Origin of the sequence: Micromonospora sp. NPDC048169, from assembly GCF_040652815.1 — a bacterium.
Lineage (GTDB): Bacteria > Actinomycetota > Actinomycetes > Mycobacteriales > Micromonosporaceae > Micromonospora.
In genome coordinates this window covers 13,629-39,745 of sequence record NZ_JBEZMS010000043.1, presented here as the reverse complement: position 1 = coordinate 39,745, position 26,117 = coordinate 13,629, and the positions used below count along the sequence as shown (strand labels likewise).

The window sequence follows — 26,117 nt, the reverse complement described above, 5'->3', positions numbered from 1 at the left end:
AGATACCGGAGACCTCGCTACATCTCGAACACCGACACGCCAAGATCCTCACCCAACAGCTCAAGCCCTCGCACGGACTTCGACACAGGCCCTAGGAGAGCGCTGCGGCTACCGCTTCGGCGGCGGCCGTGACCTGGGCGCCGACGTCCGCCACGTCGAGCGGGGTCAGCGACACCACCCCCACGCTGCCCTCCAGACCCGGCACGCCGAGCACCGGGGCGGCCACTCCGTACGCGCCGGACTCCAGCTCGCCGCTGGTGCTCACCGGCCCCGGATCGCCGGCCCGCCCGGCCAGCACCGCCCGGCCCGCCGCGCCTCGCTCCAGCGGGTGCCGGGTGCCGGTCCGGTACGCCACGTGGAAGGACGTCCAGCTCGGCTCGACCACCGCCAGCGCGACCCCCTCGCCGCCCTCGACCACCGTCAGGTGGGCGGTCGCCCCGGTGCCCTCGGCGAGGCGGCGCAGCGCGGGCAACGCCCCCTCGGCCAGCAGGGGCTGGGCGCGGCGGGCCAGGTGCAGCACGCCCACGCCGATGCGCAGCCGGCCCTCGCCGTCGCGCCGGAGCATGCCGTGGCCGGTCAGCGCGCCGACCAGCCGGTAGACGGCCGCCCGGCCGATACCCAGCCGGTGCGCCGCCTCGGTGACTGTCAGCCCGCCCGGCGCGTCCGCGACCAGGTGCAGCAGCCGCAGACCCCGGTCCAGGGTCTGTGCGGTCTCTCCCGTGCGTGCCGCCGTGTCCACAGCACGCAGCGTACGACCCGGCTCCGGCCAACCCGGAAATGTGCGGACGGCTACCCTTGTGAGGTGACGCTACGCCTGTATGACACCGCCACCCGATCGGTGCGGGACTTCGTCCCGCGGGAAGCCGGCAAGGTGGGGGTCTACCTGTGTGGTCTCACGCTCCAGGCCCCGCCCCACATCGGCCACCTTCGCTCCGGCGTCAACTACGACGTGCTGCGCCGCTGGCTGCTCAGCAAGGGCTTCGAGGTCACGTTCATCCGCAACCTGACCGACATCGACGACAAGGTCCTGGCCAAGGCGATGGAGCAGGACCGGCCGTTCTGGTCGATCGCGTACGCCAACGAGCAGATCCTCACCGCCTCCTACCGGGCGCTCAACGTGCTCCCGCCGACGTACGAGCCGCGCGCCACCGGGCACATCCCGGAGATGCACGAGCTGATCGTCCGGCTGATCGAGACCGGCCACGCCTACCCGGCCACCGACGGCTCCGGCGACGTCTACTTCGACGTGGCCTCCTGGCCCGCGTACGGCTCGCTGTCCGGCCAGTCCCCGGCGGACATGCAGCCCGCCGGCGACGCCCCCGACCGGGGCAAGCGGGATCCGCGTGACTTCGCGCTCTGGAAGGGCGCCAAGCCGGGCGAGCCGGCCGACGCCTACTGGCCGTCGCCGTGGGGGCGCGGGCGCCCCGGCTGGCACATCGAGTGCTCGGCCATGTGCTGGCGCTACCTGGGCCCCGAGTTCGACATCCACGGCGGCGGGCTCGACCTGACGTTCCCGCACCACGAGAACGAGATCGCCCAGTCGCAGGCCGCCGACCTGCCGTTCGCCCGCTACTGGGTGCACCACGGCCTGCTCGGCATCGGCGGCACCAAGATGGGCAAGTCGCTCGGCAACACGCTCGACCTCGACTACGTGGCCTCGCTCGGGGTCCGTCCGGTGGAGCTGCGCTACTACTACGTCGCCGCGCACTACCGCTCCCGCATCGACTACTCCGAGGACGCGTTGCGCGAGGCCGCCGTGGCGTACCGGCGGATCGAGGGCTTCGTGCAGCGGGCGGCCGAGCGGGTCGACACGGGCCGGCCCGGCGGCCTGCCGGACGCCTTCGTGGCCGCGATGGACGACGACCTCAACACGTCGGCGGCGCTGGCGGCGCTGCACGAGGTGGTTCGTGACGGCAACACCGCGCTCACCGCCGGGGACGATGTGACCGTCCGCACGGCGCTCGCCGCCACCCGGGCGATGCTGGATATCCTCGGCGTCGACCCCCTGGACCCGGCCTGGACCGGCGGCGGCCGCGCGGACGACCTGCGCGGCGTGGTGGACTCCCTGATCGCGCTGGCCCTGGAGCAGCGCGCGCAGGCCCGCGGCCGCAGGGACTGGGCCGCCGCCGACGCCGTACGCGACCAGCTCAAGCAGGCCGGCGTGGTCGTCGAGGACACCCCCCAGGGCCCGCGTTGGACTATTGGAGAGCAGGACTGATGGCCGGCAACTCGCAGCGCCGTGGCCGGCGACTGACGCCGAAGGCGGGCGCCCCCAAGGGCACCGGTGGCAAGAACAAGGACTCCCTCGCCGGGCGGGGCCGCACGCTGCCCGCCGACGAGCGGCCCTGGCACAAGGCGTACTCGGGCACCGAGAAGCTGCCCCAGCGCACCGCCTGGAAGCAGGACAAGGAGCGCCGCACCGCCGCCGAGGAGGGGCGTGCGCCCAAGATCGGCCAGCCCGGCACCAAGGACACCACCTGGGGCAAGGGCAGCCGGGCCGGTGTGCCGCTCAAGGGCGGCAAGGGCAAGCCCGCCGGCCGGGGCGGCCCCCGGGTCGCGCCGGGCCGTAAGGCCAACCCGGCGAAGGACAGCCCCGAGCTGCTGGTCGGGCGCAACCCGGTGCTGGAGTCGCTGCGCACCCAGGTGCCCGCGACCGCGCTCTACACCGCGCAGGGCATCGACATGGACGACCGGGTCAAGGAGATCGTCCGCACCGCCGCCGACCGGGGCATCGCGATCCTGGAGGTCAGCCGCGCCGAGCTGGACCGGATGACCGGCGGGGTGCTGCACCAGGGCGTCGGCCTCCAGGTGCCGCCGTTCGCCTACGAGCCGTTCGACGACCTGGTCGCGGCGGCGCTGGAGCAGGCCGCTCCGCTGCTCGTCGCGCTGGACGGCGTCACCGACCCGCGTAACCTCGGCGCGGTCATCCGCTCGGCCGCCGCGTTCGGCGCGCAGGGTGTCTTCGTACCCGAACGGCGTGCCGCCGGGATCACCGCGACCGCCTGGCGGACCAGCGCCGGCGCGGCCGCGCGCGTGCCGGTGGCCCAGGTCACCAACCTGACCCGGTCGCTCAAGGCGTGCAAGGAGGCCGGCTTCGTCGTGGTCGGCCTGGACGCCGACGGGCAGACCGACCTGTACGACCTGGAGGCCGCCGTCGGCCCGCTCGTCGTGGTGGTCGGCTCGGAGGGCCGAGGGCTGTCCCGCCTGGTCGGGGAGACCTGCGACCTGACCGTCAGCATCCCGATGGTCTCCGAGGTGGAGTCGCTAAACGCCAGCGTCGCCGCCGCGGTCACGCTCGCCGAGGTCGCCCGCCGCCGGTCCGTCGAGGCCTGACCGAGAGCAACGAAAAGGGCGGTCCGCCGTGGCGGGCCGCCCTTTTCGCGTACGTCAGATCCGCTGGCCGGTGGCGGCGTGGAAGACGTGGCTGCGGCCGGTACGCGGCTTGACGAACACGGTGTCGCCCATGTTCGGCATGCTGCGCCGGTCGGTACGGACCACGAACCGCTCGTTGTGGCCCTCCAGCGCGGCGTGGCCGTAGATGTTCGCGTCCGAGCCCAGGTCCTCGACCAACTCGACCACGACCGGCATGCCGCCCTCGGACGGGCTGACGAGGTCGCAGTCCTCCGGCCGGAAGCCGACGGTGACCTTGCCGTCGCCGCCCTCGGCGTTGGCCGCCTGGACCTGCTCGCGGGTCAGCGGCACGATCATCTCGGCGAACGCGCCGCCCTGTTCGGTCAGCTTCACCGTCTTGATGTTCATGGCCGGGGAGCCCATGAAGCCGGCGACGAAGACGTTGGCCGGGGTGTCGTAGAGCGCCCGCGGGGTGTCCACCTGCTGGAGTACGCCGTCCAGCATGACCGCCACCCGGTGACCCATGGTCATGGCCTCGACCTGGTCGTGGGTGACGTAGACGGTGGTGACGCCCAGCTTCGCCTGGAGCGAGGCGATCTGGGTACGGGTCTGCACACGCAGCTTGGCGTCGAGGTTCGACAGCGGCTCGTCCATGAGGAAGACCTGCGGCTCGCGGACGATCGCGCGGCCCATGGCGACACGCTGGCGCTGCCCGCCGGAGAGCGCCTTCGGCTTGCGGCTGAGGAACTCCTCCAGCTGGAGCAGCCCGGCCGCCTCCTTGACCCGCCGGTCGATCTCCGCCTTCGAGGTCTTGCGCAGCTTGAGGGCGAACGCCATGTTCTCGTACACCGTCATGTGCGGGTAGAGGGCGTAGTTCTGGAAGACCATCGCGATGTCGCGGGCCTTCGGCGGGAGGTGGGTGACGTCCCGGTCGTCGATGTAGATCGCGCCGTCGTCGACGTCCTCCAGGCCGGCGAGCATCCGGAGGCTGGTGGACTTGCCGCAACCGGACGGGCCGACCAGGACGAGGAACTCCCCGTCACCGATCTGGAGGTCGAGCTGGTTGACGGCGGGGCGCTCGGTGCCCGGATAGATCCGGGACGCCTTCGAGTAGGTGACCGTAGCCATGATGGAGCGCTTCCTTTCACCGGCAGGAACGTGCCGGACGATCCGAGTGAAGGAGCGACCGGCGCCCAAGGCGCCGGCCAACGGGGTCGTCGCTCAGGCAGCCGAGGCCGGCCGGAGTGTCGTCCGTGTCACTGCACGGTAAACGGCTTTCGCGATCGTGCCAAGACGTGGCGCGACGGATGGGACGGACGGCATACGCATAACGGGCACAGAGGCACGGCGAGGCATCAATCTCCCCGGCTGGGAGCGCGGCCGGGTGATGATCCATCGTCATCCCGGTCGGGATACCGACGTTTTCCGTGCTCGGGACCCCTGCGAGGCGGGATTTCCGGGGCTCAGTCGCTATGCTGACCCCTACGCACGCGCCCCTGTAGCTCAGCTGGCCAGAGCACTCGCCTTGTAAGCGAGATGTCGCCGGTTCGATCCCGGCCGGGGGCTCCAATTCCATCAGGCATTTCGCGGCGGCAGTCGCTGCGATCTGGCCAGTGACAGCGGCGGGCTCATGAGAGCCCGCAGGCGATCCGGCTGACCTGGAGCAGCCATCACCACTGGGCATGACGATCAGGCGGCGCCACGCTCGCTGACCGGCCGGCGGCGCAGGTTCGGGTTCAGCAGGGCCGGGGGCAGATAGGCCTGGTCGAGCCGGGTGACATCGGTGCCGGGCGCGACGATCTCATCGATCCGGTCGAGGATCTCGTCGGTGAGCGTGACGTCGACGCCGGCGAGCAGGTCGTCGAGGTGCTCCATCGTGCGCGGGCCGAGGATTGCGCTGGTCACGCCGGGGTGTGCGATGGCGAATGCCATGGCGAGGTGGGTCAACGGCAGGCCTGCCTCGTCGGCGAGCGGGATGAGTTGTTCGACGATGTCGATCCGGCGCTCGTCGGTGAGGTGTTTGGAGAAGCGGGCACGGCGCAGGTCGTTCTGCTCGCCCTTGCGGACCCGGCCGGTGAGCATTCCCTGCCCGAGTGGGCCCCACACCAGCGTGCCCATCCCGTAGCGCTGCGCGGCCGGCAGCACCTCGCTCTCGATGCCGCGGTTGAGGATCGAGTAGGGCGGCTGCTCGGTGTGGAAACGTTCCAGCCCGCGCCGCTCGGCGACCCACTGGGCGTCGACGATGTCGGAGGCGGGCATCGTGGATGATCCGATCGCCCGGACCTTGCCACTGCGGATCAGGTCGGAGAGCGCCGAGAGCGTCTCCTCGATGTCGGTGTCGGGGTCCGGGCGCTGGATCTGGTAGAGGTCGATGTGGTCGGTCTGCAGGCGGCGCAGCGAGTCCTCAACCGCGGTCATGATCCAGCGGCGGGAGGCGCCTCGCCGGTTGGGGTCGGTGGCCGCACCCGGCGTCCGGGGCAGCGCGATCAGCCTGGGCAGGCCCACCTTGGTCGCGAGGACGACGTTGTCCCGGCGGCCCTTGAGGGCCCTACCCACGATCTCCTCCGAGTCGCCGTAGGCATCGGCGGTGTCGACGACGTTGATCCCCGCGTCCAGCGCCTTGTGAATGACCTTGATCGAGTCGCCGGGGTCGGGATTCCCGATCACGGTGGCGAACATCAGCGTGCCGAGCGCGTACGGGCTGACCTTGATGCCCGTCCGGCCCAGGGTGCGGTACTGCATGAGCGTCTCCCTGCGGTATCGTCGTTAGGTGGAAAGTCTTTCCGGAACTAGAACTATACGGAAAGGCCTTCCGGAAAAGCAAGGGAGGTGTAGCTGTGTCCGACAACAGAGCAGATTCCGGTGTTCGCGACCGCGCCCCGCGCCGGATGCGCACCGACGCGCGCCGCAACATCGAGTCCCTGCTCGAAGCTGCGAAGACGGTCTTCGGCACCGTCGGCGTCGACGCCCCCGCCAAAGAGATCACCGATCTGGCCGGCGTCGGCGTCGGCACGCTCTACCGGCACTTCCCGCAGCGCGCGGACCTGATCAAGGCCGTCATCGAGCGGGAGATCGACGCATGCGCCGACGCGGCCCCGGCCCTGGCCGCCACGCACGAACCGGGGGTAGCCCTCGCGAAGTGGCTCGACCGGTTCACCGCGTTCGTCGCGACGAAACGCGGATTTGCCGTGGCCCTGCACTCCGGCGATCCGGCGTTCGACGGCCTGCCCGGATATCTCCTGCAGAAGCTGGGACCGGCCCTCGAGTCGTTGCTCAAGGCCGCGACAGCCAGCGGTGAGGTCCGGGCCCGGATCAGTGCCCAGGACCTGCTGTACGCCGTTGCGAAACTGTGCGCGCCCATGCCGGACGAGGAACCCGACTACGGGCGGCGCATGGTCGCGCTCCTCGTCGACGGACTGCGGTCCGGCGAGCCCCCGCACTGACACACCAGTCGACTCGGGCGGAGCTGAACGGACGATCGGGTCGAGCTGGGACGGGCGCAGGCGCTGTCTAGCAATTAGTGCCAACGTCAACGCGGACGTACTCGACCGGCCACGGCCAGCGGGCGGCGAATGGCTCGCGGTAGTCGCCGCCAGAGACGGACGCGGACCCGCGGCACCCAGGGCTGGTAAGCGAGGCATCGCGAGGCTGGCTCCGCGCCCGCTCATTCTATGTCCGGATTGGCGGTGCCCCGCCGGGCAAGGTGACAAGTGTGGTCTTGCGGCGCTTGTGCTTGCAGGGTTTCTTGCGAGGGCTTTCTCACGCTTATGAACCGCGAGAAATGCGGCCCAGGGAAGATGATAGGAACGGCTGGTTCGATTGCAACAATGCCGGCCGCCACCCGGTTAACATCCGGCCGCCGATCAGAATCAGGATGCCGGTCGGTCCGATCGTCACGCAGAAAATTGTTGTCATCCCGTACCGTGACAGATGCCCCGATCTCCCGAATTCGATCTTGGATGGGCGTCAGTGCCAATACGTCTTCGAGCCCCACTAACCCGGATGGCTCCCATCCGTCATTCTGAGCTCGGTCGTGGTCCCCCACTACTGCTGTTAGTTGCCCGGCCGTCATGCCACGCCAAAATCTCCGTGCCCATAGTTGGCTTTGCCTTTCGCCTGCCTTCGGTGTGCAACCAGACGACGACGCCACCGATTGCCGCCGCTATCAAATTCGTCAGGATGTCGCCGGATGACTTCCAAAGCCAGGTAAGGATTTGACCAATGACCTGCACGTTCCCTCCCACCTCTGTTGATCATCTTCGCCTGGATGCGTCAGACCATGGTAGATAGAGCTGTCCATGAATAGGTCATTCAATCGGAGTTTCATGCGCTGGCTCACCGTCAACGTGCCGGGCGCCCCCGGGTCGGGAGATCCTGCTGGAGAAGCCGAGCCCGCCGACTCTGGAACGGATCGGGAAGATGCGCCAGCGCCCATGAAGGGCGAGTGACCGGGTTAGTCTCGCGGTCCCCGACCGTGGAGGTGCCGATGCCCAGCCGCCTGCTCTACCTGGTCCGTCACGGCGAGCAGGACCGCCCGGAGGAGGAGGCGGACACCGGACTGTCCGAGCGGGGCCGGCGGCAGGCGACGCTGCTGGGTGAGCGGCTGCGCGGCACGCGCTTTGCCGCCGTACACCATGGGCCGGCCCGCCGGGCCGCGGAGACCGCCGGGCTGGTCGCGGCGTCGCTGCCGGGTGTTCCGGTACGCGAGGACGACCGCGCGGGCGACCACATGCCGCACGACACCGATCCGGCCGGCCTGCCGGAGCGGTACGTGGCGTTCCTGGCCGGCTTCACCGAGCGGGAGCGGCGGGACGGGCCGCGCGTGACGGCGGAGGCGGTGGCCCGGTTCGCCGCCGCCCCCGCGCAGGGTGACGTACGCGAGCTGGTCGTCACCCACAACTTCCTGGTCGCCTGGCTGGTGCTGAGCGCGCTGGAGGCGCCGGCCCGGCGGTGGATCGGGCTCAACCAGCAGAACTGCGGGTTGACCGTGATCCGTTACAGCTCGGGCGGCCCGCCGGCGCTCATCGCGTTCAACGACGTCGCCCACCTGCCGCCCGAGCTGCGTGCCACCGGCCTGCCCGACGACTACCGGATCTGACCGGCGCTCAGGCGAGCAGCTTCACCACGGCGTCGGCCACGGCGCGGGCGGACTGCGGGTTCTGGCCGGTCACCAGGCGCTCGTCGACCACCACGTGCTCGGTGAAGTCGGGTGCCGGCACGTGCTGCGCGCCGGCCTCGGTGAGCTTGTCGGCGAGCAGGAACGGCACCTCGTCGGTGAGGCCGACGGCCGCCTCCTCGCTGTTCGTGAACCCGGCCACCCGCTTGCCGGCGATCAGCCGGGAGCCGTCGGTGAGGGTGAGGTTCACCAGCGCCGACGGGCCGTGGCAGACGGCGGCCACCACGCCGCCGCGCTCGTAGATCGAGCGGGCGATGCGGGCCAGGTCGGGGTCGTCCGGGAAGTCCCACATGGTGCCGTGACCGCCGGCGAAGAGGATCACGTCGTACCCGTCCGGTTCGACGTCGGCGGCCTTCGGCGTGTCGGTGACGCCGGCGGTGGCGAGGAAGTCGTTCTGGGTGCTGTCGTTCTCGTCCCGGCCGTCGACGGGCGGCTCCCCGCCGGCCACCGACACCAGGTCGACGTCGTACCCGGCGGCCCGGAACACCTCCCACGGCTCGGCGGCCTCGCCGACGTAGTAGCCGGTCGAGCGGCCGGTGCGGCCCAGCTCGGAATGACTGGTCATGGCGATGAGTGCGCGAGTCATGCCTTCCATGCTGGCCCGCTCGTCCGCCGGCCGGCCATAGGCCGATGTCACAGCCGGAACGGGTTTGAGGTCGGGCGGGTCAGCCGGTGGCGCCGTTGAGCAGGTCCACCACCTGCGCGGTGACGGCCGGCGGCGTGGCCTTCGGCGGGCAGTCCACGTAGCCGACCTGGTTCGGCCCGATGGTGAGCCGGTAGGTGAACGCGTCGGCGCACATGGGCGGCGGCACTGTCACGGCGGCCTCGGCGGCCAGCCGGGGGTCGGCGGTGAGCTGCCGCAGCCGGGCGAGTTCCGTGTCGCTGAGCCGCCCCTCCCGGGAGGCGCCGGCGCGGTCGGTCCTCGTCCACTGACCGTGCGGCTCGACCCGGACGGTGTCGGTCACCCCGGCGATGCCGCCGGACTTCTCCAGCACGACCTCGGCGGCCAGCGGCGGGGGGCCGTCCGTGATGACCGGTGGCTCGTCGGCGCGGGCGCAGCCGGCGAGCGGGACGAGAAGGGCGGCGACGGCCGCCACGGCGGGGGCAGCTCTCATACCGGATCGGACGCGCGACGGGACCACCCGGTTCCGGGTCACCGCTCCTCCTCATCCGTTCGGTCAGTGTCTCCGGCGGGAGCTCGCCAGCCTCTTTCACGTTCTTCGATGTATCGCTATATCTACACCAGTGACAACCCCCGTCACAACATCAGCCTTCGGAGGAGGGCCCGTGAAAAGATCCGTCGCCGCCGTCAGCGCAGCGCTGCTCACAAGCAGCGTGCTGGCCTGCGTCACCACCTCTGCGCAAGCGGCAGCGCCAAGCGCACCCAGTCCCGAGACCTCGGCCGCAGCCCGGTCCGCGAGCCTGCTGCGCGCCAACCCCGGCGCCGTCCAGGGCGCCAGCGGTGAGGCCTACCAGGCCGTCCGCACCAAGGTCGACCCGTCCGGGGCCGCGCACACCCGCTACAGCCGGACCTATCAGGGTCTCCGGGTGTACGGCGGTGACTTCGTCATCCACACCGCCGCGAACGGCAGCATGACCGGCGCGTCGGTCAGCCTCTCCGCCCCGCTGACCCTGAGCACCACCGCGAAGGTCGGCGCGGACGCGGCGAAGGCCAGCGCCCGCAAGACGTTCTCCGGCTCGGTCACCTCGGTCGGCGCGCCGGAGCTGTTCGTCGACGCCAGCAGCGGCAAGGGCCGCCTCGCCTGGGAGACCGTCGCGACCGGCTGGAAGGCGGACAAGCAGACGCCGTCGAAGCTGCACGTCATCACCGACGCCACCACCGGCAAGGTGATCGGCTCGTACGACGAGATCGAGACGGTGGCCGGCACCGGCCAGGGCATCTACACCGGCTCGGTCACCATCGACACGACGCTGTCCGGCAGCACGTACCAGATGATCGACCCGGTACGCGGCAACGGCCGTACCTGCGACATGAACAACGGGACCTCCACCTGCACCACGTTCACCGACGCGGACAACGCGTGGGGCACCGGCGCCACCTCGAACCGGCAGTCGGCCGCCGTGGACGCCCACTTCGGCGCCGCCAAGACGTTCGACTACTTCAAGAACGTGCACGGCCGCAACGGCATCTTCGGCAACGGCCAGGGTGTGCCGAGCCGGGTGCACTACGGCAACAACTACGTGAACGCATTCTGGGACGGCGCCCAGATGACGTACGGCGACGGTTCGGGCAACTCCCGTCCGCTGGTCTCGCTGGACGTGGCCGGGCACGAGATGAGCCACGGTGTCACCGAGGCGCTGGCCGGGCTGGTCTACTCCGGCGAGTCCGGTGGCCTCAACGAGTCCACCAGCGACATCTTCGGCAACATGGTGGAGTTCTACGCCGCCGCGCCGAGCGACCCGGGCGACTACCAGGTCGGTGAGAAGATCAACATCAACGGCAACGGTACGCCGCTGCGCTACATGTACAACCCGTCGCTGGACGGCTCGTCCGACTCCTGCTGGTCCACCAGCACGAAGAACAAGGACGTGCACTACTCCTCCGGCGTCGGCAACCACTTCTTCTTCAACCTCGCCGAGGGCACCGGCGCCACCGCGTACGGCACCTCGCCGGTCTGCGGCTCGGCCCCGGCGGTCACCGGCATCGGCCGCACCAAGGCGGAGAAGATCTGGTACCGGGCGCTCGACGTGTACTTCACCTCGAACACCTCGTACGTGAACACCAGCAACCCGGCCAACACCGCCCGCGCGTACACCCTGCGGGCCGCGACCGACCTGTACGGCAACTGCTCGACCGAGTACAAGACCGTCCAGGCCGCGTGGACCGCGGTGAACGTGGCCGGCAACGACGCGCCGTGCAGCTCCACCGGCAACGACTACTCCGTCTCGCTCTCGCCGACCGCCGGGTCTGTGACCGCGGGTGGATCGGTCTCCGCCACCGTCGCCACGTCCACCACCAGCGGCACCGCGCAGACCGTGACGTTCTCCGCGTCCGGCCTGCCGACCGGCGCCACCGCGTCGTTCAGCCCCACCTCGGTGACCTCGGGCGCCTCGTCCACCCTCACCATCGCCACCGGCTCCGGCACCCCGGCCGGCACCTACACGGTGACCGTCACCGGAAGCGCGGCGTCGGGCACGAAGACCGCCACCTACTCGCTGACCGTCAGCAGCGTCGGCGGCGGCTGCACCGGTGCCGGGCAGAAGCTCGGCAACCCGGGCTTCGAGTCCGGCAACACGGTCTGGAGCTCCACCTCCGGCGTGATCGGCCAGCACGGCACCAGCCAGCCGGCCCGCACCGGCACCTGGAGCGCGTGGATGAACGGGTACGGCAGCACCCGTACCGAGACGCTGTCGCAGTCGGTGAGCCTGCCGAGCGGCTGCTCCGCGTACACCCTCTCGTTCTGGCTGCACATCGACTCGGCCGAGAGCACCACCAGCGTCCAGTACGACAAGCTGAACGTGCAGGTGCTCAACTCGTCCGGCTCGGTGCTGGCCACGCTGGCGACCTACTCGAACCTGAACAAGGCCGCCGGCTACAGCCAGAAGTCGTTCAACCTGGCGGCGTACGCCGGGCAGACCGTCACGCTGAAGTTCACCGGCACCGAGGACGTCTCGCTGCAGACCTCCTTCGTGCTCGACGACACCGCGATCAACGTCTCCTGACCTGATCGCCGATCCCGGGGCCCGGCGGCCACCCCACGCGGGTGGTCGCCGGGCCCCGGCCGTTACGGTCGCACCATGTCCGACGCGGAACTCACAGTCACCCTGGACGGCCCGGTGGCGACCGTGGTCATCCACAACCCGGCCCGGCGCAACGCGATGACCCCGGCCATGTGGCGGCAGCTCCCGGTGCTGCTGGACGGCCTGGAGGCGGACCCGGCCGTACGGGTGCTGGTGCTCACCGGCGCGGGCGGCACGTTCTGCGCCGGCGCCGACCTGGGCGACCTGGACGAGCTGCTGGCCGCCGGTGACGGCAGCATCGCGGTGGCCGCCGAGGAACGGCTCGCCGCGTTCGGCCGTCCCACTGTGGCGGCTATCGAGGGCGCCTGCGTGGGCGGCGGATGCCAGCTCGCCGTCGCGTGCGACCTGCGGCTGGCCGCCGCGGACGCCCGGTTCGGCGTACCCCCGGCGCGGCTCGGCCTGGTCTACCCGGCGCCGACCACCCGTCGGCTGGCCGCGCTGGTCGGTCCGTCGGCGGCCAAGCACCTGCTGTTCACCAGCGAGCTGGTGAACGCCGAGCGGGCGCTGCGGATCGGCCTGGTGGACGAGGTGCTGCCGGCCGGTGAGCTGGCCGGGCGGGTGGCGACGCTGACCGCCACCGTCGCGGAACGGTCCCGGCTCACAGTGACCGCCGCCAAGGAGATCGTGGACGGGCGCGCCGACGCCGACCGGCTGGTCTGGTGGCACGGCCAGGTGCGGGACAGCGGCGAGGCCCGCGAGGGGGTGGCGGCCGTCAACGAGCGCCGGCCGCCGCGCTTCGGCTGGACTCCGCCGGCCACGCGCTGACCGCCGAGGCGGGCAGGCGGACGGGACCGGCGGGCGCGGCGCCGGGGCGTACCCCCGGCACCGCCCCCTGTGCCCGCCGGCCGTCCGTCACCGCGCCAGCGCGGCCCAGCTCGGCGTCACCGGCTCCCGCCGCAGCGGCATGCCCGCCTCGGCCGGGGTCCGGTCACCCTTGCGCTGGTTGCACGCGTAGCAGGCGGCGGTGGTGTTCCCCCAGGTGTTCCGGCCACCGCGCGAGCGGGGCAGGACATGGTCGATCGTGCTGGCCGCTCCGTCGCAGTAGGCGCACCGCCGCCGGTCGCGCGCCAGCACCCCGGCCCGGGACCAGGCCGGGCCGGCGCTGAACCGCCAGCGGGTCACCACGTACCGGACGAGGCGGACCACCCGCGGCAGCGGGAAGACGCCGATCACCCGGTCCGGCTCGGCCTCGTGGATCTCGGCGACCCGGCGGCAGAGCATCCGGATCGCGTGCTTGACGGTGACCCGGTGCAGCGGGCCGAGGTCGGCGTTTATGACGAGGACGGCGTCCACCGGGCTCTCCCTTCACGATCGGCGGTACGGCGACGAAAAAAGCCGCCCGGTCCACGGGACCGGGCGGCGACGACGGGGACGCGTAAGACGCGTCAGTCGTGCCCTCCGGGCCAGGGACCGTGTTCCCGGCAACCGTCGCCGAGCAGCCACGACGTCATCGTGGTGGCGTATCGCAGCGACATGGACGGCTCCTGGAACGGTGGTTGACCTTGCGCGCTCACGGTAGATCGATCCGGGAGTCGTGGCCAACGTATTTCGATCCGTCGTCGGCGGGCCGCCGCTGCCGTCCGGCCCGTCCGGTGCGCCGGGCGGCGGTGAGCGGCCTGTCGATCCGGGCGGTCATCTGCACCACCAGCTCGCTGTCCAGCAGCGGGCGGTTCACCTCGGCGGCCACCGACAGCGTGGGCGTGGAGATCGACCGCCAGATCGCGGTGAGCCCGGCGCCGAGGCCGACGAGCGCCACCGCCGCCCGGGTGGTGGGGGAGCCGGCCGCGGCGGCGGCACTGACCCCGACCACCGCGAGCAGCACCACCAGCAGCGGCGCCAGCACCGGCCAGAAGATGCCCCGGGCCGCCTGCGCGACCAGCTTCCGGTCCCGGATGATGACGTTGCGGGCGACCACCGCCCAGTTCTCCTCGTCGAGCAGGTCGCGCGGGTGCAGGCCGCCGGTCAGCACGTCCTGCCACAGGTCGCCCTGGTTGCGCAGCTCGCGGGCCAGCTCGCCGAGTCCGGCCTCGGCCGGGTCGCCCACTGTGGCGCGGCCGACAGCGGTGGCCCAGGCGGCGAGCGAGCGGCGCACCACGGCGGCCGAGTACGGCGGCAGTACGCTCGCCAGCTCGTCCAGCCACCTGCTGATCTGGATGTGCCGGCCACCGAAGCGCCCGGCGAGCTGGTCGGCGTCGCCGCGCCGCACGGTGTCGGCGAGCGAGCGCCCGAGCCGGTACGCCACGCCCACCCGGTGGTTCGTCGCCATCGTCCAGCGCAGCACGTCGATGTTGAGGTCGTCGAGCGCGCGCAGCAGCGGCTCCCGGTCGGCTCCGGTGGCACCCCGGGCGGCGGCGGTGGAGGGCACCGTACGACCGGCCGGGGTCAGCGGCGCGATCTGGGTCAGCGCGACGTCCACGCCGTCGAGGTACATGCCGAGCCGGTGCCGCCCGGCCAGCTCGGTCAGGTTCGACAGCTTCGGCGGCGCGGGCGCCGGCCGGTCCCCGTCCCCGGTCAGGTCGGCGGTCTGCGCGTGGTGGTAGGCGTCCGCCATGGACCAGCCGAGCCGCAGCGCGGTGACCACCGCGGTCCGTTCGTCCCGCGGTGTCCCGTGTTCCTCGTCGCGCGGCTCGCGCGTCGGGGTGCTCACCGCCCGACCTCCCGTGTCACCGGATCAGTCGAGCGTAAAGCCGTTCTTGTCGGCCTATGACCGTTTCGGGCCAGTCCTGCTGGCCAGCAGGCCGCGCGGACGGATCGACCGGACCGGCTCGGCCGCCGCCCCCTCGGCACGCAGGATGTGGTTCGCCGCGATGATCCCGGTGGCCGCCGAGCGTTCCATCAGCGCGCTCGGGAATTCGGTGCGGATGCCGTCCCCGGCCAGATAGAGGCCGGGCGCGTCGGTCTCCACCCCCGGACGCCAGGCGTGGCTACCCGGCGTGAACGCCGGGGCCTGCGCCTCGACCCGGGCGCGCAGCTCGCGTACCCGCAGGTCGGCGACCTCCGGCCAGAGCGCGGTCAGCTCCCGCAGCATCCGCGCGGCCAGCTCGTCGGCCGGCACGTCCGGCTCGCAGGCGTACGCGTGCAGCTCCACCACCGAGCCGCCGGTCCGCTCGGCCCAGCGGCGGGGCTCGTCCTCCAGCCGGTGGTAGAGCGTCACCGAGTCCAGCGTGGGCTGCCGGGAGACACCGCTGAACACCGCCCGGTCGGCCCGGACGTCCCCGTCCATCCAGTAGCGCGCCACCGCGTACGGCGGACCGGGCCTGCCGAACGCGGGCATCCGCGCCACCAGCTCGGGGGCCGCCGCGACCAGGCCGGGCGAGGCGTCGACAAGCGCGGCGAGCGCGGGCGGGTCCACCGCGAGCACCACGTGCGGCGCCTCCCAGACGTCACCGTCGGCGCCGGTCACCCGCCAGCCCTCCGGGGTACGGTCCAGCCGGGCCGCCGCCGCGCCGGTCGTCACCCGGCCGCCGTGCTTGCCCACGTACCGGGTCAGCGGCTCCCAGATCGCCGTGCCGTAGTCCCGGTCCGGGCAGTCGAAGGCCAGCCCTTCCGGATTGCCGAGCAGGTAGAAGTGGAACTGGGCGATCATCTCGGCGGCCGACATCTCCGCCTCGTGGTTGAAGAACGAGTGCGAGAAGACCTCGAACAGCATGGCCCGCGCCCGGTCCGGCAGCCGCAGCGAGGTGAGCAGCTCGTCGGCCGTCCGCTCGTCGAAGTCCTCGTAGGTGCGTACCGGGTCGTAGGTGAGCAGCGGCAGCGCGGCGTCCCGGTCCATCGAGCGCAGGTCCGCCAGGCGCAGGCTGGGACTGCGCAGCAGCAGCGCCAGCAGGTTCGCCGGCGGTGCGGGCGGCAGCTTGCCGAACTCCTCGGTCGGCCACCGCTCGGACAGGATCGGGTAGCCCGGGATCGGCTTGAGGAAGCCCAGCGCGGGATCGACCCGGCGCAGGATCGACCGCCAGTTCCAGTACTGCCGGAAGAACGCGTGGAAGCCGTGCTCGTTGCGCTGGACGCCGTCGGGCAGCTCCTCCGGCCAGGCGCCGAGCCGCCCGCCGAGGTGCGGCGCCGCTTCCAGCACCGTCACCGCCACGCCCCGCTCGGCCAGCACCACCGCCGCCGACATGCCCGCGATGCCGCCGCCGACCACCAGCGCCGCGACCGGCCGCGGCATGCGGTCGGCGCCTCCGCCGCCCGGGTCCACCAGGTGCTCGCGTACGCCGATGAGGCGACCTACCACTTGCGACAGACTCACGGGGCATCCTTCGGTCGGCGGTCCCCCAGTCTGCCCGAGGTGAAAGGAAGGGGCCCCTTTTAACGCATACGGAGGTGCAGGGGCCCCTTCTTAACGCCGGGCGATCCGTGCGGCGCGTGCGTCGGGTGGGCGCGTGGGGTGAGGCGTTAACAGGGGGCCCTTCCTCTACCGGAGGCGTTAACAAGGGGCCCTTCCTTTCACGGCAGGCAGCGGCGCGGGCGGTCCGAGGGCGGCCAGACGTACTCCAGGTCGGGGGAGACGTCGGTGAACAGCGGTGCGTAGTGGACCGGGTCCTTGCGCAGCAGCGAGGATCGGTGGCTGCGGTGCAGGTCGTCGCGGCCCAGCCAGGGCGGCAGCTCACCGGCGACGGCCAGCTCGTCCTGGGTGCGGATCACCGAGATGCCGCAGGCGGCGGCGAGGTCGGTGGCGAGCGTGCCGGCGCAGGTGTCGGCCCGGCCCGGCTCGCACCACACCGCGCACATGTCCAGCCCGTACCGGGTCAGCGCCTCCTCGTACCCGGCCCACATCTTCACCGCGGGGTGGTTGCGCCAGCCGTAGTCGGGCCGGGTCAGCCCGCGCAGCACCTGGATCGCCTCCACGCGCTGCTTGCCCAGCCGCTTCTGGTCCAGCGTGCGCGCGCTGCCCAGGAAGTCCGGATACGGCAGGAACGTCTGCATGCCGGTGCGTTACCCGTACCCGGACCCGCCATGCGTTCATGATCGTCGGGGCTGCGCGCATCGCGAGCGGCTGACTACGATCCGGACATGGCCGAGCCACTGCGTGACCGCGCGCGCCGCGCGACCGGCTGGCGGCTCCGGATGAACGGGGACGAACGCCCCCACTACGTGGTCTGCGGCTCCGACCCGCTCGCCTACTGGGTGGTCCGGTCGCTGCTCGCCACCGACAACGCCGACGGCCGGGTGCGGGTCACGCTCGTGGTGCCGGGCCGCCGCCGGTCCGAGGGCCCCGACGGGCGGGACGTGCCGGGGGTACGGGTGGTCACCGCCGAGCGCCTCGACGAGGCGGCGTTCCGCCGGGCCGGGCTGGCCGGCGCGGCCGGGCTGGCCCTGCTGCACCAGGACGACGTGGGCAATATGCACGCCGCGCTCTGCGCCCAGGAGGTCGAGTCGCGGCTGCGCCTGGTGGTGCGGATGTTCAACACCAACCTGGCGGACGGCCTGCGGCAGCTCTTCCCGGACTCGGCGGTGCTCTCCGACGCCTCGATGGCCGCGCCGGCCTTCGTGGCCGCCGCGCTGGGCGAGGTGGCGCCGACCCACTTCCGGCACGCCGGGCGCACGCTCTACGTGGCCCGCCGCGACGACGTACGCCCGCAGGACGTGGTCTGCGGCCTGGCCGTCACCACGGATCCGGACCTGGTGCGTGTGCTGCCCGCCGACGAGGCGACGGCCGACGTGGTGCTGGCCGAGGCGACCGGGCGACCGGCGGGCACCGAGGTGGCCGCGCGGCGGCTGGTACGGGCGCGACGGCGACGGCAGCCGGCAGCCGTGCTGCTGCGCGCGGTCCGCCACTTCGCCACCCGCAAGATCGGCATCGCGGTGCTGGTGCTGCTCGCGGTGATCGCGGTGCTGGGCTGGCTCAACGCGCGGGCCGCCGACGTGAGCTGGAGCGAGGCGGTATACCTGACCCTGGTCACCACGCTCACCGGCCAGGATCCGGACGTCAACAAGCCGGTCGCGGCCCAGGTGATGCAGGTGGTGCTCAACCTGGCCGGGCTGGCGCTGATCCCGCTGATCACGGCCGCGGTGGTCGACGGCATCGTCAACGCCCGGCTCGCGCTGCACGCCGGCCGGGTCCAGCCGGACCGCTCCGGGCACGTGGTGATGGTCGGGCTGGGCAACATCGGCACCCGGGTGATGGCGCAGCTGCACGACTTCGGCGTCGAGGTGGTGGCGATCGACAAGAACCCGGACGCGCGTGGCGCCGCGCTGGCGCACCGGCTGGGGGTGCCGCTGATCGTGGGCGACGCGGGCCGGGAGGAGACGCTACGGTCCGCCTCGGTGGACACCTGCCAGGCGCTCGTGGTGGTCTCCACCGACGACGGGACGAACCTGCGGGCCGCGCTGATCGCCCGGTCCCTCGACCCGGACCTGCGCGTGGTGCTGCGGCTGTTCGACGGCGACTTCGCCGAGCGCATCCAGCAGGCGTTCGGCATCGGCATCTCGCGCAGCGTGTCCTATCTGGCCGCACCGGCGTTCGCGGCGGCTCTGCTCGATCGCGCGGTCATCGCCACCATCCCGGTGGACCGGCACGCGCTGCTGGTCACCGAGGTGCCGGTGGTGGCCGGTTCGCCGCTGGACGGGAGTCCGCTGGGCGCGGTGGCCCGGCCCGGCGAGGTGCGTCTGCTCGCGCACACCCGGCCCAATCAGAAGGCCGACTGGGCGGCCGACCCGCGCATGGTGGTCCAGGCCGGTGACCGGCTGACTGTGGTGGCCCGGCGGGCCGGGCTGACCGCGCTGCTGCGGGAGACCACGCCCGCGCCTCCTCCGGCGCCCACCGGCCCGCCCGCCGCCCGCCGCCCGCAGGAGTGACCGGACGCGTCAGGCCGGTCGGCGGCGGCGGACCGCGTACCCGAGCGCGCCGAGGGTGAGCACGCCGAACCCGGCGAGCACGCTCGGCAGCGGCAGGTTGACCGCCAGCACCAGACAGCCGACCAGCCCCAGCGCGGCGAGCAGCCGGACCGGGACGCGCCCGTCCCGGTCGGGGCCGAGCGTCAGCGCCGACGCGTTCGTGATCGCGTAGTAGACCAGCACCGTGCAACTGGAGAAACCGATCGCGCCCCTGATGTCGCCCACGGCCACCACGGCGATCACCACTGCGGCCACCACCAACTCGGCGCGGTGCGGCACCCGGTGGCGCGGATGGACCGCCGCCAGCGCGCCCGGCAGATCCCGGTGGCGGGCCATCGCCAGCGTGGTGCGGCCGACGCCGGCCAGCAGGGACAGCAGCACGCCGGTCACCGCGACGGCGGCACCGGCCCGGACCAGCCAGGCGAGCCCGGGATGCCCGGCGGCGGTCACCACCTCGACCAGCGGCGCGTCGGTGGCGGCCAGCCGGTCGGCGCCGAGCACGCCGAGCGCGACCACTGCCAGCGTCAGGTAGATCGCCAGCACCGCGCCGAGCGCCAGCGGCACGGCGCGGGGGATGGTGCGTTCCGGGTCGCGTACCTCCTCGCCCAGCGTGGCGATCCGCGCGTAGCCGGCGAAGGCGAAGAACAACAGGCCGGCGGCGGTCAGCACGCCGCCCGCCCCGAGGTCGGCGGGGGCGGTGAGCCGGTCGGCGGCGACCTGCGGAGCGCCGGTCACCGCCACCACGGCGAGCACCGTGAGCACGACAGCGACGAGCACCCGGGTGGCGGCGGCGGTCTTGCCGATGCCGCGCAGGTTCACCACCGTCACCGCCACCACCGCGAGGACCGCGACGAGCCGCGCCCGCCCGGGCCACAGGTACGCCCCGACGGTCAGCGCCATGGCCGCGCAGCTCGCCGTCTTGCCGACCACGAACCCCCAGCCGGCGAGGAAACCGGCGAACGGGTGCAGCCGTTCCCGGCCGTAGACGTAGGTGCCGCCGGACTCGGGGTAGCGGGCGGCGAGCCGGGCCGAGCTGGTGGCGTTGCAGTAGGCGATGAAGCCGGCGAGCGCCAGCGCGACGAGCAGGCCGGGGCCGCCGGCCGCCGCGGCGGCCGGGGCGAAGACCACGAAGATGCCCGCGCCGAGCATCGAGCCGAGACCGATGACCACCGCATCGGGTACGCCGAGTCGCCGTGCCAGCCGTTCCACACCGCGCAGCCTAGAGCGCTCAGGTGAACGGCGGGTGCCCGGTTCGGAGAATTGGCGAAAATCATTTGCATAATTAATCCGCCTTCGCCGGGTGGCCGCTGTCCGGCGACCTCGGTAGAGTCGTTTACGCAGGTCAGTGCGGATGGCGAGGCAATCCGCACGCACGTCTCTCGAATTCCTCTCACCGATTATCCATTGACGATGATCAGATTTTTCATGCGTCGATCGGGCAATGCTGCCCTCGAATCGGCTCCGGCAGTTTCGGGAACGTCAGATCCGCGAGCGCGGGAGGTACCGCACATGACGCTGTTCGGCTGGGACGCGAGCGACTACGACGTCGACCGGGGGTTGACGACCGACCGGATCCGGGAGGCCCGCGCCGCGGGCATCGACTTCATGACCTACAAGGGCACGGAACAGTCGCGCGACGGCACGTTCCACAGCCAGTACTACGGGGTGATGCTCACCGCCGCGAAGGACGCGGGAATCCCGTTCCTGGGCATGTACGTGGTGGTGCACTCCGACGTCTCCATCGACGACCAGGTCACCACGGCGATCGACTACGCCGACAAGCACACCCCCTGGTGGCGCGACTACGACAGGTTCTTCTGGCAGATCGACCTGGAGCGCTGGCCGACCGACGACGTGCCCCCGCACATCGGCGTCGACGTGGGCCACGAGTTGGAGGAGCGCACCGGCAAGGTGGCGGTGATGTACGCCTCGCGCGGCGAGTACGGCGACGACGACCTGGGCGACTTCCCGCGCTGGAACGCCGACTACCCGTACCGGGTGGCCGAGGACTTCAAGGCCGCGTACGCGCGGGCCGGCGGGGACTCCGGCCCGGGCTGGGCCCGGTACGGCAAGCCGGAGCAGACGCCGCGTATCTGGCAGTACACCGACTCGGCGATCATCGGCCGCCAGCACACCTGCGACGCGGACGCGTTCCGCGGCACCGCCGACGACTTCGCGAAGATGATCGGGGAGAAGACGTCCACGCCGGCGAAGCGGGACGTGATCGCCACCTTCACCAGCACCGCGCACGCGGGCGACACGCTCGACACCACCGACCGGTTCCACGCCATCCGCTGGGCGACCGGGCTTTACCACTGGACCGTGCCGGAGCCCGGGCTGGTGAGCATCCAGGCGACAGTCGACCTGCGCGGGTTGCGGCGCGACGACCTGGTCCGGATCCGCGCCGAGTACACCAGGCCCGGGGACGGGGAGACCGACACCCCGCTGCTGCGGCAGGAACGGGTGTCTGTCGACCCGGACACGACGGGCGGGGTGTTCGTGGTGAGCACGCCCGACGAACGTGTCGAGCTGCCGAAGGGCACCCAGATCCGGATCCAGGTGGCGGTGCGGCCCGCCGACGACGACCACCGCCGCCGGCTCACCTACAGCACCAGGACCCGGATCAGCATCGTGGAGATCCGGACGGTGGGCTGAGCGCCGCGCCCGCCCGTCACCGCGTCGCGGCGGTGGCGGGCGGCGGCGCGGACCAGCCGACCGGGCGCCGCCAGTCGCCGAGCCGCCGGGGCAGCGGCAGGTCGTCCCAGGGCACCCGGTGCAGCAGGCGGTCCAGCAGCAGGCCGAGCAGCAGCCCGGCGATCGAGTCGGTCAGCCAGTGCCAGCCCAGGTAGACGGTGGTGCAGAAGACCACTGCCGGGGGCACCACCCGGACCACTGTGACCAGCCGGGGCGGCACGGTACGTACGAGCGGGGCCAGCAGCAGGGCCAGGACGCCGTACCAGACGATCGAGTTGGCGACGTGCCCGGACGGGTACGACTGCGCGAAACGCACCGGCAGGTCGTGCTGGAACAGCGGCAGCGTCTGCTCCGGCGACAGGAACGGCTCCTTGATCGAGGCGCTGGGCGCGGGCCGGGCCGTCCACACCTTCAGCGGGCCGATCGTGAAGAACGTGAGCACGAACCCGACCACCGGCGGCAGCAGCGGCCGTACCGAGCGCCGCCGCCACGCCAGCAGCACGCCCAGCCCGGCCGCGAGCAGCGTCAACGGGGTGCCCTGGCCGAGCAGGTTCAGCGTCATCGCCACCCAGCGGGCGGCGGTCGGACGGTTGTCGTCGGACCAGTCTGCGACCGCCCGGTCGAGGCCGAACAGGTGACCGGAGGCGAGCGCGACGGTCAGCGCCACCAGTGCCGCGAGCAGCAGCCCGTCGAACCACCACCCGGCCGGCCGGACCGGCCGCAGCCGCAGGCCACCGCGTACCCCCGAGGTCTGACGCACGCGACCACGCTACCGGCCGCCGACGGCGTCGCGGCGGCGCGGGCATCGGCGGCTGTGTGCCCAGCCACGAAGGGGAGCGCGGCGCGGGGGTCAGCGGTCACACTGGTTGCCGTGCGGATCACCTCGGCCCTCGTCGACCCGGCGCTGCTCGACCTTCCCTGGTCGACCCCGCTGGAGCAGTGGCCTGCCGAGCACCTGGTGGCGCTGCCCCAGGGCATCTCCCGGCACATCGTGCGGTTCGTCCGGCTCGGCGGGTACGTCTACGCGGTGAAGGAGACCGGCGAGCGGGTCGCCGAGCGCGAGTACGACCTGCTGCGGGCGCTGGAGCGGATCGACTTCCCGTCGGTCGAGGCCATCGCGATCGTGGCCGACCGGCAGACCGACGACGGCGAGCCGCTGGACCCGGTGCTGATCACCCGGCACCTCCAGTTCTCGCTGCCCTACCGGGCGCTGTTCTCCAACACGCTGCGCCCGGAGACGATGAACCGGCTGCTGGACGCGCTGGCCGCGCTGATCGTGCGGATGCACCTGACCGGCTTCTTCTGGGGCGACTGCTCGCTGTCGAACACGCTGTTCCGGCGCGACGCGGGCGCGTTCGCCGCGTACCTGGTCGACGCCGAGACCGGGGCGCTGCACCCGTCGCTGTCGAACGGCCAGCGCGGCGAGGACCTGGAGATCGCCCGGGTCAACATCTTCGGCGAGGCGCTCGACCTCCAGGCCGCCGGCCTGCTGCACGAGTCGATCGACCCGGAGGTGGTCTGCGAGGAGGTCGTGCGGCGCTACGAGCGGCTCTGGCACGAGATCACCTACGAGCAGCAGGTCGAGCGCGCCGCCCGGCACGACATCGAGCGCCGCATCCGCCGCCTCAACGAGCTGGGCTTCGACGTGGCCGAGGTGGCGATGTCCACTGTCGACAACGGGCGCTACCTGGTGCGGCCGAAGGTGGTGGACGCCGGCTACCACACCCGGCGGCTGCTGCGCCTGACCGGCCTGGACGCGGAGGAGAACCAGGCCCGCAGGCTCCTCAACGACCTGGACGCCTACCGGCTGGAGAGCGACCTGACCGACGAGCAGCAGGCGGCGCACCGCTGGCTGACCGAGGTCTTCGAGCCGGTGGTCCGGGCCGTCCCCGCGCACCTGCGCAACAAGCTGGAGCCGCAGGAGCTGTTCGCCCAGATCATCGAGCACAAGTGGCTGCTCTCCGAGCAGGCCGGACGGGACGTCGGGATGCGCCGGGCGGTGCAGTCGTACCTGGCCGACGTGCTGGTGCACCGCCCGGACGAGCAGGCCGTGCTCGGCGTCGAGGTGCCCACCACCTGACGGCCGGGCAGCTCACTCCACCCAGTCGCCGCCGCGCATCACCCGTACCACGTTCAGGTCGTCGTCCAGCTCCACCAGGTCGGCGCGCAGCCCCGCGCGCAACGCGCCCACCCGGTCGCCCAGGCCGATCGCGCGGGCCGGGGTGGTGGCGACCATCCGGCAGGCGTCCGGCAGGCTCACGCCCGCGCCGACCGCGTGCCGCAGCGCCGCGTCCATGGTGAGCGTGCTGCCGGCGATCGCACCGCCACGGCTGAGCCGGGCCACGCCGTCGGCCACCGTCACCGCCTGACCGCCCAGCTCGTACTCGCCGTCCGGCATCCCGGCGGCGGCCATCGCGTCGGTGATCAGCGCGGCCCGCTCCGGACCGGCCACCGAGGCGGCGAAGCCGAGCATCCCGTCGTGCAGGTGAACCCCGTCGGCGACCAGCTCGCACACCACGCTCGGGGCCTCCAGCAGCGCCACCACCGGACCGGGCTCGCGGTGGTGCACCGGGCGCATCCCGTTGAACAGGTGGGTGCCGACAGTCGCGCCGGCCGCCACCGCCGCCCGGGTCTGCTCCCAGGTGGCGTCGGTGTGCCCGACCGCCGCCACCACGCCGTGCGCCACCAGCAGCTCGATCGCCTTGGTGGCGCCGTCGCGCTCGGGGGCGATCGTGACCATGCGTACCGCGCCGCCACCCAGCTCGATCAGCTCGGTCAGCTCGGCGACCGACGGGTCACGCAGGAACTCCGGGTTCTGCGCGCCGCAGCGGTCGGCGGACAGGTACGGGCCCTCGAAGTGGACGCCGGCCAGCACGCCGGACTCCACCAGCGGGCGGTACGCGGCGGTGGCGTCGCGCATCAGCGCGAACGGGGAACTGACCAGGCTCGCCAGCAGCGTGGTGGTGCCGTGCCCGAGGTGGAACGCGGCGGCCTGCCGGGCCGACTCCGCGTCACCGGTGGTGAACGTGTGCCCGCCGCCGCCGTGGGTGTGCATGTCCACGAAGCCCGGCACGATCCAGTGGCCGTCGCGCGCCGACGGGTACTCGGCGACAGCTGTGATCCGCCCGTCCGCGATCTCCACGCAGCCCTGCCGGACGACGCCGGTCGGGGTCACCACCTTGCCGGTCACGCGCCGGGTCATCGACTCTCCTTCGCCAGGGTGTCCAGGGCCAGCAGGGCGGCGCCCAGGCAACCCGCCTCGTCCCCGAGACCGGCCGCGACCAGGCGCGGCTCGCGGTGGAACGTCAGCCGCTCGCGCAACGCCCGCCGCAGCGGGTCGAACAGCAGGGGACCGGCCTGGGCCAGACCGCCGCCGAGCACCACCGTCGACACATCGTAGAGCGCCTGCCCGGTGGCGAGTCCATCGGCGAGCGCCTCGACCGCCTCCTGCCACACCTCCACGGCGAGCGGTTCCCCGGCCGCGGACCGGTCTGCCACCTGAGCGGCGGTGGTGGGTGCGCCGGACAGCTCGGCGTACCGGCGCCCGATCGCCGAGGCCGACGACACCGCCTCCAGGCAGCCGGTCCGCCCGCAGCCGCAGCGCGGGCCGCCGGGGCGTACCAGGATGTGGCCGATCTCCCCGGCGGCGCCGTGCGCGCCGGTGGCGGCCGACCCGTCGACCACGTGGGCGGCGGCGATGCCGGTGCCGATCGCGACGAACAGCACGTGGCCGGCGTCCCGCCCGGCGCCGAGCCGCGCCTCCGCCAGGCCGCCCGCCCGCACGTCGTGGCCGAGCGCCGCCGGCAGTCCCAGCCGCGTGCGGGCCAGCTCCCGCAGGGGTACGTCCCGGAAGCCCACGTTCGCCGACCAGACCGCCACCCCGCGCGCCTCGTCGACCACTCCGGGTACGGCGATGCCGCAGGCCACCGGCGTGCGGCCGTCGGCGCGGGCCTTGCCGGCGAGCCCTTCGGCCACGTCGAGGATCGTGCCGGTCACCGCCTCCGGGCCGCGCTGCGCGCCGGTGGCGTGCCGTTCGGTGTGCACTGTCGTGCCGTCCGGCCGGACCAGGGCGCACTTCATCCCGGTGCCGCCCACGTCCAGCGCGACGACGACCTCGTCGCGGGCACTCACGCCGTCTGCCGGTCGGGCATGCGCTCACGGCCCTCGCTGCGCTCGGTGCGTTCGCTCATGCTGTGCCGGCTGGGCATGCGCTCACGGCCCTCGCTGCGCTCGGTGCGTTCGCTCATGCTGTGCCGGCTGGGCATGCGCTCACGGCCCTCGCTGCGCTCGGTGCGTTCGC

General features: G+C 72.5%; 22 protein-coding genes and 1 tRNA gene. 10 read left to right on the top strand and 13 right to left on the bottom strand.

Annotated features, from left to right (window positions below; translation table 11 throughout):
* Positions 1 to 91: 91 nt before the first annotated feature.
* Positions 92 to 739: a helix-turn-helix domain-containing protein gene (locus AB0D28_RS26130; RefSeq protein ID WP_357389935.1), complete on the bottom strand. Its 648-nt coding sequence runs from the start codon at positions 737 to 739 to the stop codon at positions 92 to 94.
* Positions 740 to 802: 63 nt separating this feature from the next.
* On the opposite strand from AB0D28_RS26130, the gene cysS reads away from it, so the two are divergent.
* Entirely contained in the window at positions 803 to 2,218 is a 1,416-nt protein-coding gene (gene cysS / locus AB0D28_RS26125; protein ID WP_357389933.1) for a cysteine--tRNA ligase, read from the top strand.
* Positions 2,218 to 3,333, top strand: a complete 1,116-nt coding sequence (gene rlmB, locus AB0D28_RS26120) for a 23S rRNA (guanosine(2251)-2'-O)-methyltransferase RlmB (RefSeq protein WP_357389931.1) — start codon at positions 2,218 to 2,220, stop codon at positions 3,331 to 3,333. Before cysS ends, rlmB begins: the two co-directional genes overlap by 1 nt.
* A 54-nt stretch (positions 3,334 to 3,387) precedes the next feature.
* Here rlmB and ugpC read toward each other — a convergent pair whose 3' ends face one another.
* Complete coding sequence (gene ugpC / locus AB0D28_RS26115; protein ID WP_357389929.1) at positions 3,388 to 4,479, bottom strand: sn-glycerol-3-phosphate ABC transporter ATP-binding protein UgpC; 1,092 nt, start codon at positions 4,477 to 4,479, stop codon at positions 3,388 to 3,390.
* 364 nt (positions 4,480 to 4,843) lie between these two features.
* Here ugpC and AB0D28_RS26110 point away from each other — a divergent pair.
* A tRNA-Thr gene (locus AB0D28_RS26110) sits at positions 4,844 to 4,920 on the top strand.
* A 120-nt stretch (positions 4,921 to 5,040) separates the two neighbouring features.
* Here AB0D28_RS26110 and AB0D28_RS26105 read toward each other — a convergent pair.
* Positions 5,041 to 6,093 (bottom strand): aldo/keto reductase, encoded by a 1,053-nt coding sequence (locus AB0D28_RS26105; protein WP_357389927.1) that lies wholly within the window; start codon positions 6,091 to 6,093, stop codon positions 5,041 to 5,043.
* 146 nt (positions 6,094 to 6,239) lie between these two features.
* Here AB0D28_RS26105 and AB0D28_RS26100 point away from each other — a divergent pair, with 146 nt between their 5' ends.
* Both AB0D28_RS26100 and AB0D28_RS26095 read left to right on the top strand, forming a co-directional pair.
* Positions 6,240 to 6,794, top strand: coding sequence for a TetR/AcrR family transcriptional regulator (locus AB0D28_RS26100; RefSeq protein WP_357389925.1), 555 nt, complete (start codon positions 6,240 to 6,242; stop codon positions 6,792 to 6,794).
* 1,043 nt (positions 6,795 to 7,837) lie between these two features.
* Positions 7,838 to 8,449 carry a histidine phosphatase family protein gene (locus AB0D28_RS26095; protein ID WP_357389923.1) on the top strand — a complete coding sequence of 204 codons (612 nt, stop codon included), beginning with the start codon at positions 7,838 to 7,840 and terminating at the stop codon, positions 8,447 to 8,449.
* Positions 8,450 to 8,456: 7 nt separating this feature from the next.
* Here AB0D28_RS26095 and AB0D28_RS26090 read toward each other — a convergent pair whose 3' ends face one another.
* The gene (locus AB0D28_RS26090; protein WP_357389921.1) at positions 8,457 to 9,113 is read right to left on the bottom strand and encodes a type 1 glutamine amidotransferase domain-containing protein; all 657 of its coding nucleotides are present in this window, start codon (positions 9,111 to 9,113) and stop codon (positions 8,457 to 8,459) included.
* A 79-nt stretch (positions 9,114 to 9,192) separates the two neighbouring features.
* Positions 9,193 to 9,642: a hypothetical protein gene (locus AB0D28_RS26085; protein ID WP_357389919.1), complete on the bottom strand. Its 450-nt coding sequence runs from the start codon at positions 9,640 to 9,642 to the stop codon at positions 9,193 to 9,195.
* A gap of 172 nt (positions 9,643 to 9,814) precedes the next feature.
* Here AB0D28_RS26085 and AB0D28_RS26080 point away from each other — a divergent pair, with 172 nt between their 5' ends.
* Positions 9,815 to 12,211, top strand: a complete 2,397-nt coding sequence (locus tag AB0D28_RS26080; RefSeq protein ID WP_357389917.1) for a M4 family metallopeptidase — start codon at positions 9,815 to 9,817, stop codon at positions 12,209 to 12,211.
* A gap of 75 nt (positions 12,212 to 12,286) precedes the next feature.
* Positions 12,287 to 13,054: an enoyl-CoA hydratase/isomerase family protein gene (locus tag AB0D28_RS26075; protein WP_357389915.1), complete on the top strand. Its 768-nt coding sequence runs from the start codon at positions 12,287 to 12,289 to the stop codon at positions 13,052 to 13,054.
* A gap of 87 nt (positions 13,055 to 13,141) precedes the next feature.
* Here AB0D28_RS26075 and AB0D28_RS26070 read toward each other — a convergent pair whose 3' ends face one another.
* The 4 genes from AB0D28_RS26070 to AB0D28_RS26055 all read right to left on the bottom strand — a co-directional run bounded on the left by AB0D28_RS26070 (position 13,142) and on the right by AB0D28_RS26055 (position 17,212).
* Entirely contained in the window at positions 13,142 to 13,582 is a 441-nt protein-coding gene (locus AB0D28_RS26070) for an HNH endonuclease (RefSeq protein WP_357389913.1), read from the bottom strand.
* A gap of 217 nt (positions 13,583 to 13,799) precedes the next feature.
* Positions 13,800 to 14,936 (bottom strand): hypothetical protein, encoded by a 1,137-nt coding sequence (locus AB0D28_RS26065; RefSeq protein WP_357389911.1) that lies wholly within the window; start codon positions 14,934 to 14,936, stop codon positions 13,800 to 13,802.
* Between the two features lie 54 nt (positions 14,937 to 14,990).
* The gene (locus tag AB0D28_RS26060; RefSeq protein WP_357389909.1) at positions 14,991 to 16,535 is read right to left on the bottom strand and encodes an FAD-dependent oxidoreductase; all 1,545 of its coding nucleotides are present in this window, start codon (positions 16,533 to 16,535) and stop codon (positions 14,991 to 14,993) included.
* Between the two features lie 197 nt (positions 16,536 to 16,732).
* On the bottom strand, positions 16,733 to 17,212 hold the full coding sequence (locus AB0D28_RS26055; RefSeq protein WP_357389907.1) for an MSMEG_6728 family protein: 480 nt from the start codon (positions 17,210 to 17,212) through the stop codon (positions 16,733 to 16,735).
* Positions 17,213 to 17,353: 141 nt separating this feature from the next.
* On the opposite strand from AB0D28_RS26055, the gene AB0D28_RS26050 reads away from it, so the two are divergent.
* The gene (locus tag AB0D28_RS26050; RefSeq protein WP_357389937.1) at positions 17,354 to 19,084 is read left to right on the top strand and encodes an NAD-binding protein; all 1,731 of its coding nucleotides are present in this window, start codon (positions 17,354 to 17,356) and stop codon (positions 19,082 to 19,084) included.
* A gap of 9 nt (positions 19,085 to 19,093) precedes the next feature.
* Here AB0D28_RS26050 and AB0D28_RS26045 read toward each other — a convergent pair whose 3' ends face one another.
* Complete coding sequence (locus AB0D28_RS26045; protein WP_357389905.1) at positions 19,094 to 20,332, bottom strand: APC family permease; 1,239 nt, start codon at positions 20,330 to 20,332, stop codon at positions 19,094 to 19,096.
* 300 nt (positions 20,333 to 20,632) lie between these two features.
* On the opposite strand from AB0D28_RS26045, the gene AB0D28_RS26040 reads away from it, so the two are divergent.
* Positions 20,633 to 21,778, top strand: coding sequence for a hypothetical protein (locus AB0D28_RS26040; protein WP_357389903.1), 1,146 nt, complete (start codon positions 20,633 to 20,635; stop codon positions 21,776 to 21,778).
* A 16-nt stretch (positions 21,779 to 21,794) separates the two neighbouring features.
* On the opposite strand, the gene AB0D28_RS26035 is transcribed toward AB0D28_RS26040, so the two are convergent.
* Complete coding sequence (locus tag AB0D28_RS26035; protein ID WP_357389901.1) at positions 21,795 to 22,577, bottom strand: phosphatase PAP2 family protein; 783 nt, start codon at positions 22,575 to 22,577, stop codon at positions 21,795 to 21,797.
* A gap of 111 nt (positions 22,578 to 22,688) precedes the next feature.
* Between AB0D28_RS26035 and AB0D28_RS26030 the strand changes: the two genes are divergently transcribed.
* Positions 22,689 to 23,897, top strand: a complete 1,209-nt coding sequence (locus AB0D28_RS26030) for a DUF4032 domain-containing protein (protein ID WP_357389899.1) — start codon at positions 22,689 to 22,691, stop codon at positions 23,895 to 23,897.
* 12 nt (positions 23,898 to 23,909) lie between these two features.
* Here AB0D28_RS26030 and nagA read toward each other — a convergent pair whose 3' ends face one another.
* Entirely contained in the window at positions 23,910 to 25,019 is a 1,110-nt protein-coding gene (nagA, locus tag AB0D28_RS26025; protein ID WP_357389897.1) for an N-acetylglucosamine-6-phosphate deacetylase, read from the bottom strand.
* Complete coding sequence (locus AB0D28_RS26020; protein WP_357389895.1) at positions 25,016 to 25,948, bottom strand: ROK family protein; 933 nt, start codon at positions 25,946 to 25,948, stop codon at positions 25,016 to 25,018. The genes nagA and AB0D28_RS26020 overlap by 4 nt, the downstream gene beginning before the upstream one ends.
* Positions 25,949 to 26,117: the final 169 nt, after the last annotated feature.

Coding starts and splice junctions, on each gene's coding strand:
- AB0D28_RS26055 (WP_357389907.1), bottom strand. CDS start 17,212: ATGCAGACGTTCCTGCCGTATCCGGACTTCCTGGGCAGCGCGCGCACG.
- AB0D28_RS26100 (WP_357389925.1), top strand. CDS start 6,240: ATGCGCACCGACGCGCGCCGCAACATCGAGTCCCTGCTCGAAGCTGCG.
- AB0D28_RS26090 (WP_357389921.1), bottom strand. CDS start 9,113: ATGACTCGCGCACTCATCGCCATGACCAGTCATTCCGAGCTGGGCCGC.
- ugpC (WP_357389929.1), bottom strand. CDS start 4,479: ATGGCTACGGTCACCTACTCGAAGGCGTCCCGGATCTATCCGGGCACC.
- AB0D28_RS26105 (WP_357389927.1), bottom strand. CDS start 6,093: ATGCAGTACCGCACCCTGGGCCGGACGGGCATCAAGGTCAGCCCGTAC.
- AB0D28_RS26050 (WP_357389937.1), top strand. CDS start 17,354: ATGAACGGGGACGAACGCCCCCACTACGTGGTCTGCGGCTCCGACCCG.
- nagA (WP_357389897.1), bottom strand. CDS start 25,019: ATGACCCGGCGCGTGACCGGCAAGGTGGTGACCCCGACCGGCGTCGTC.
- rlmB (WP_357389931.1), top strand. CDS start 2,218: ATGGCCGGCAACTCGCAGCGCCGTGGCCGGCGACTGACGCCGAAGGCG.
- AB0D28_RS26040 (WP_357389903.1), top strand. CDS start 20,633: ATGACGCTGTTCGGCTGGGACGCGAGCGACTACGACGTCGACCGGGGG.
- AB0D28_RS26085 (WP_357389919.1), bottom strand. CDS start 9,642: ATGAGAGCTGCCCCCGCCGTGGCGGCCGTCGCCGCCCTTCTCGTCCCG.
- AB0D28_RS26075 (WP_357389915.1), top strand. CDS start 12,287: ATGTCCGACGCGGAACTCACAGTCACCCTGGACGGCCCGGTGGCGACC.
- AB0D28_RS26095 (WP_357389923.1), top strand. CDS start 7,838: ATGCCCAGCCGCCTGCTCTACCTGGTCCGTCACGGCGAGCAGGACCGC.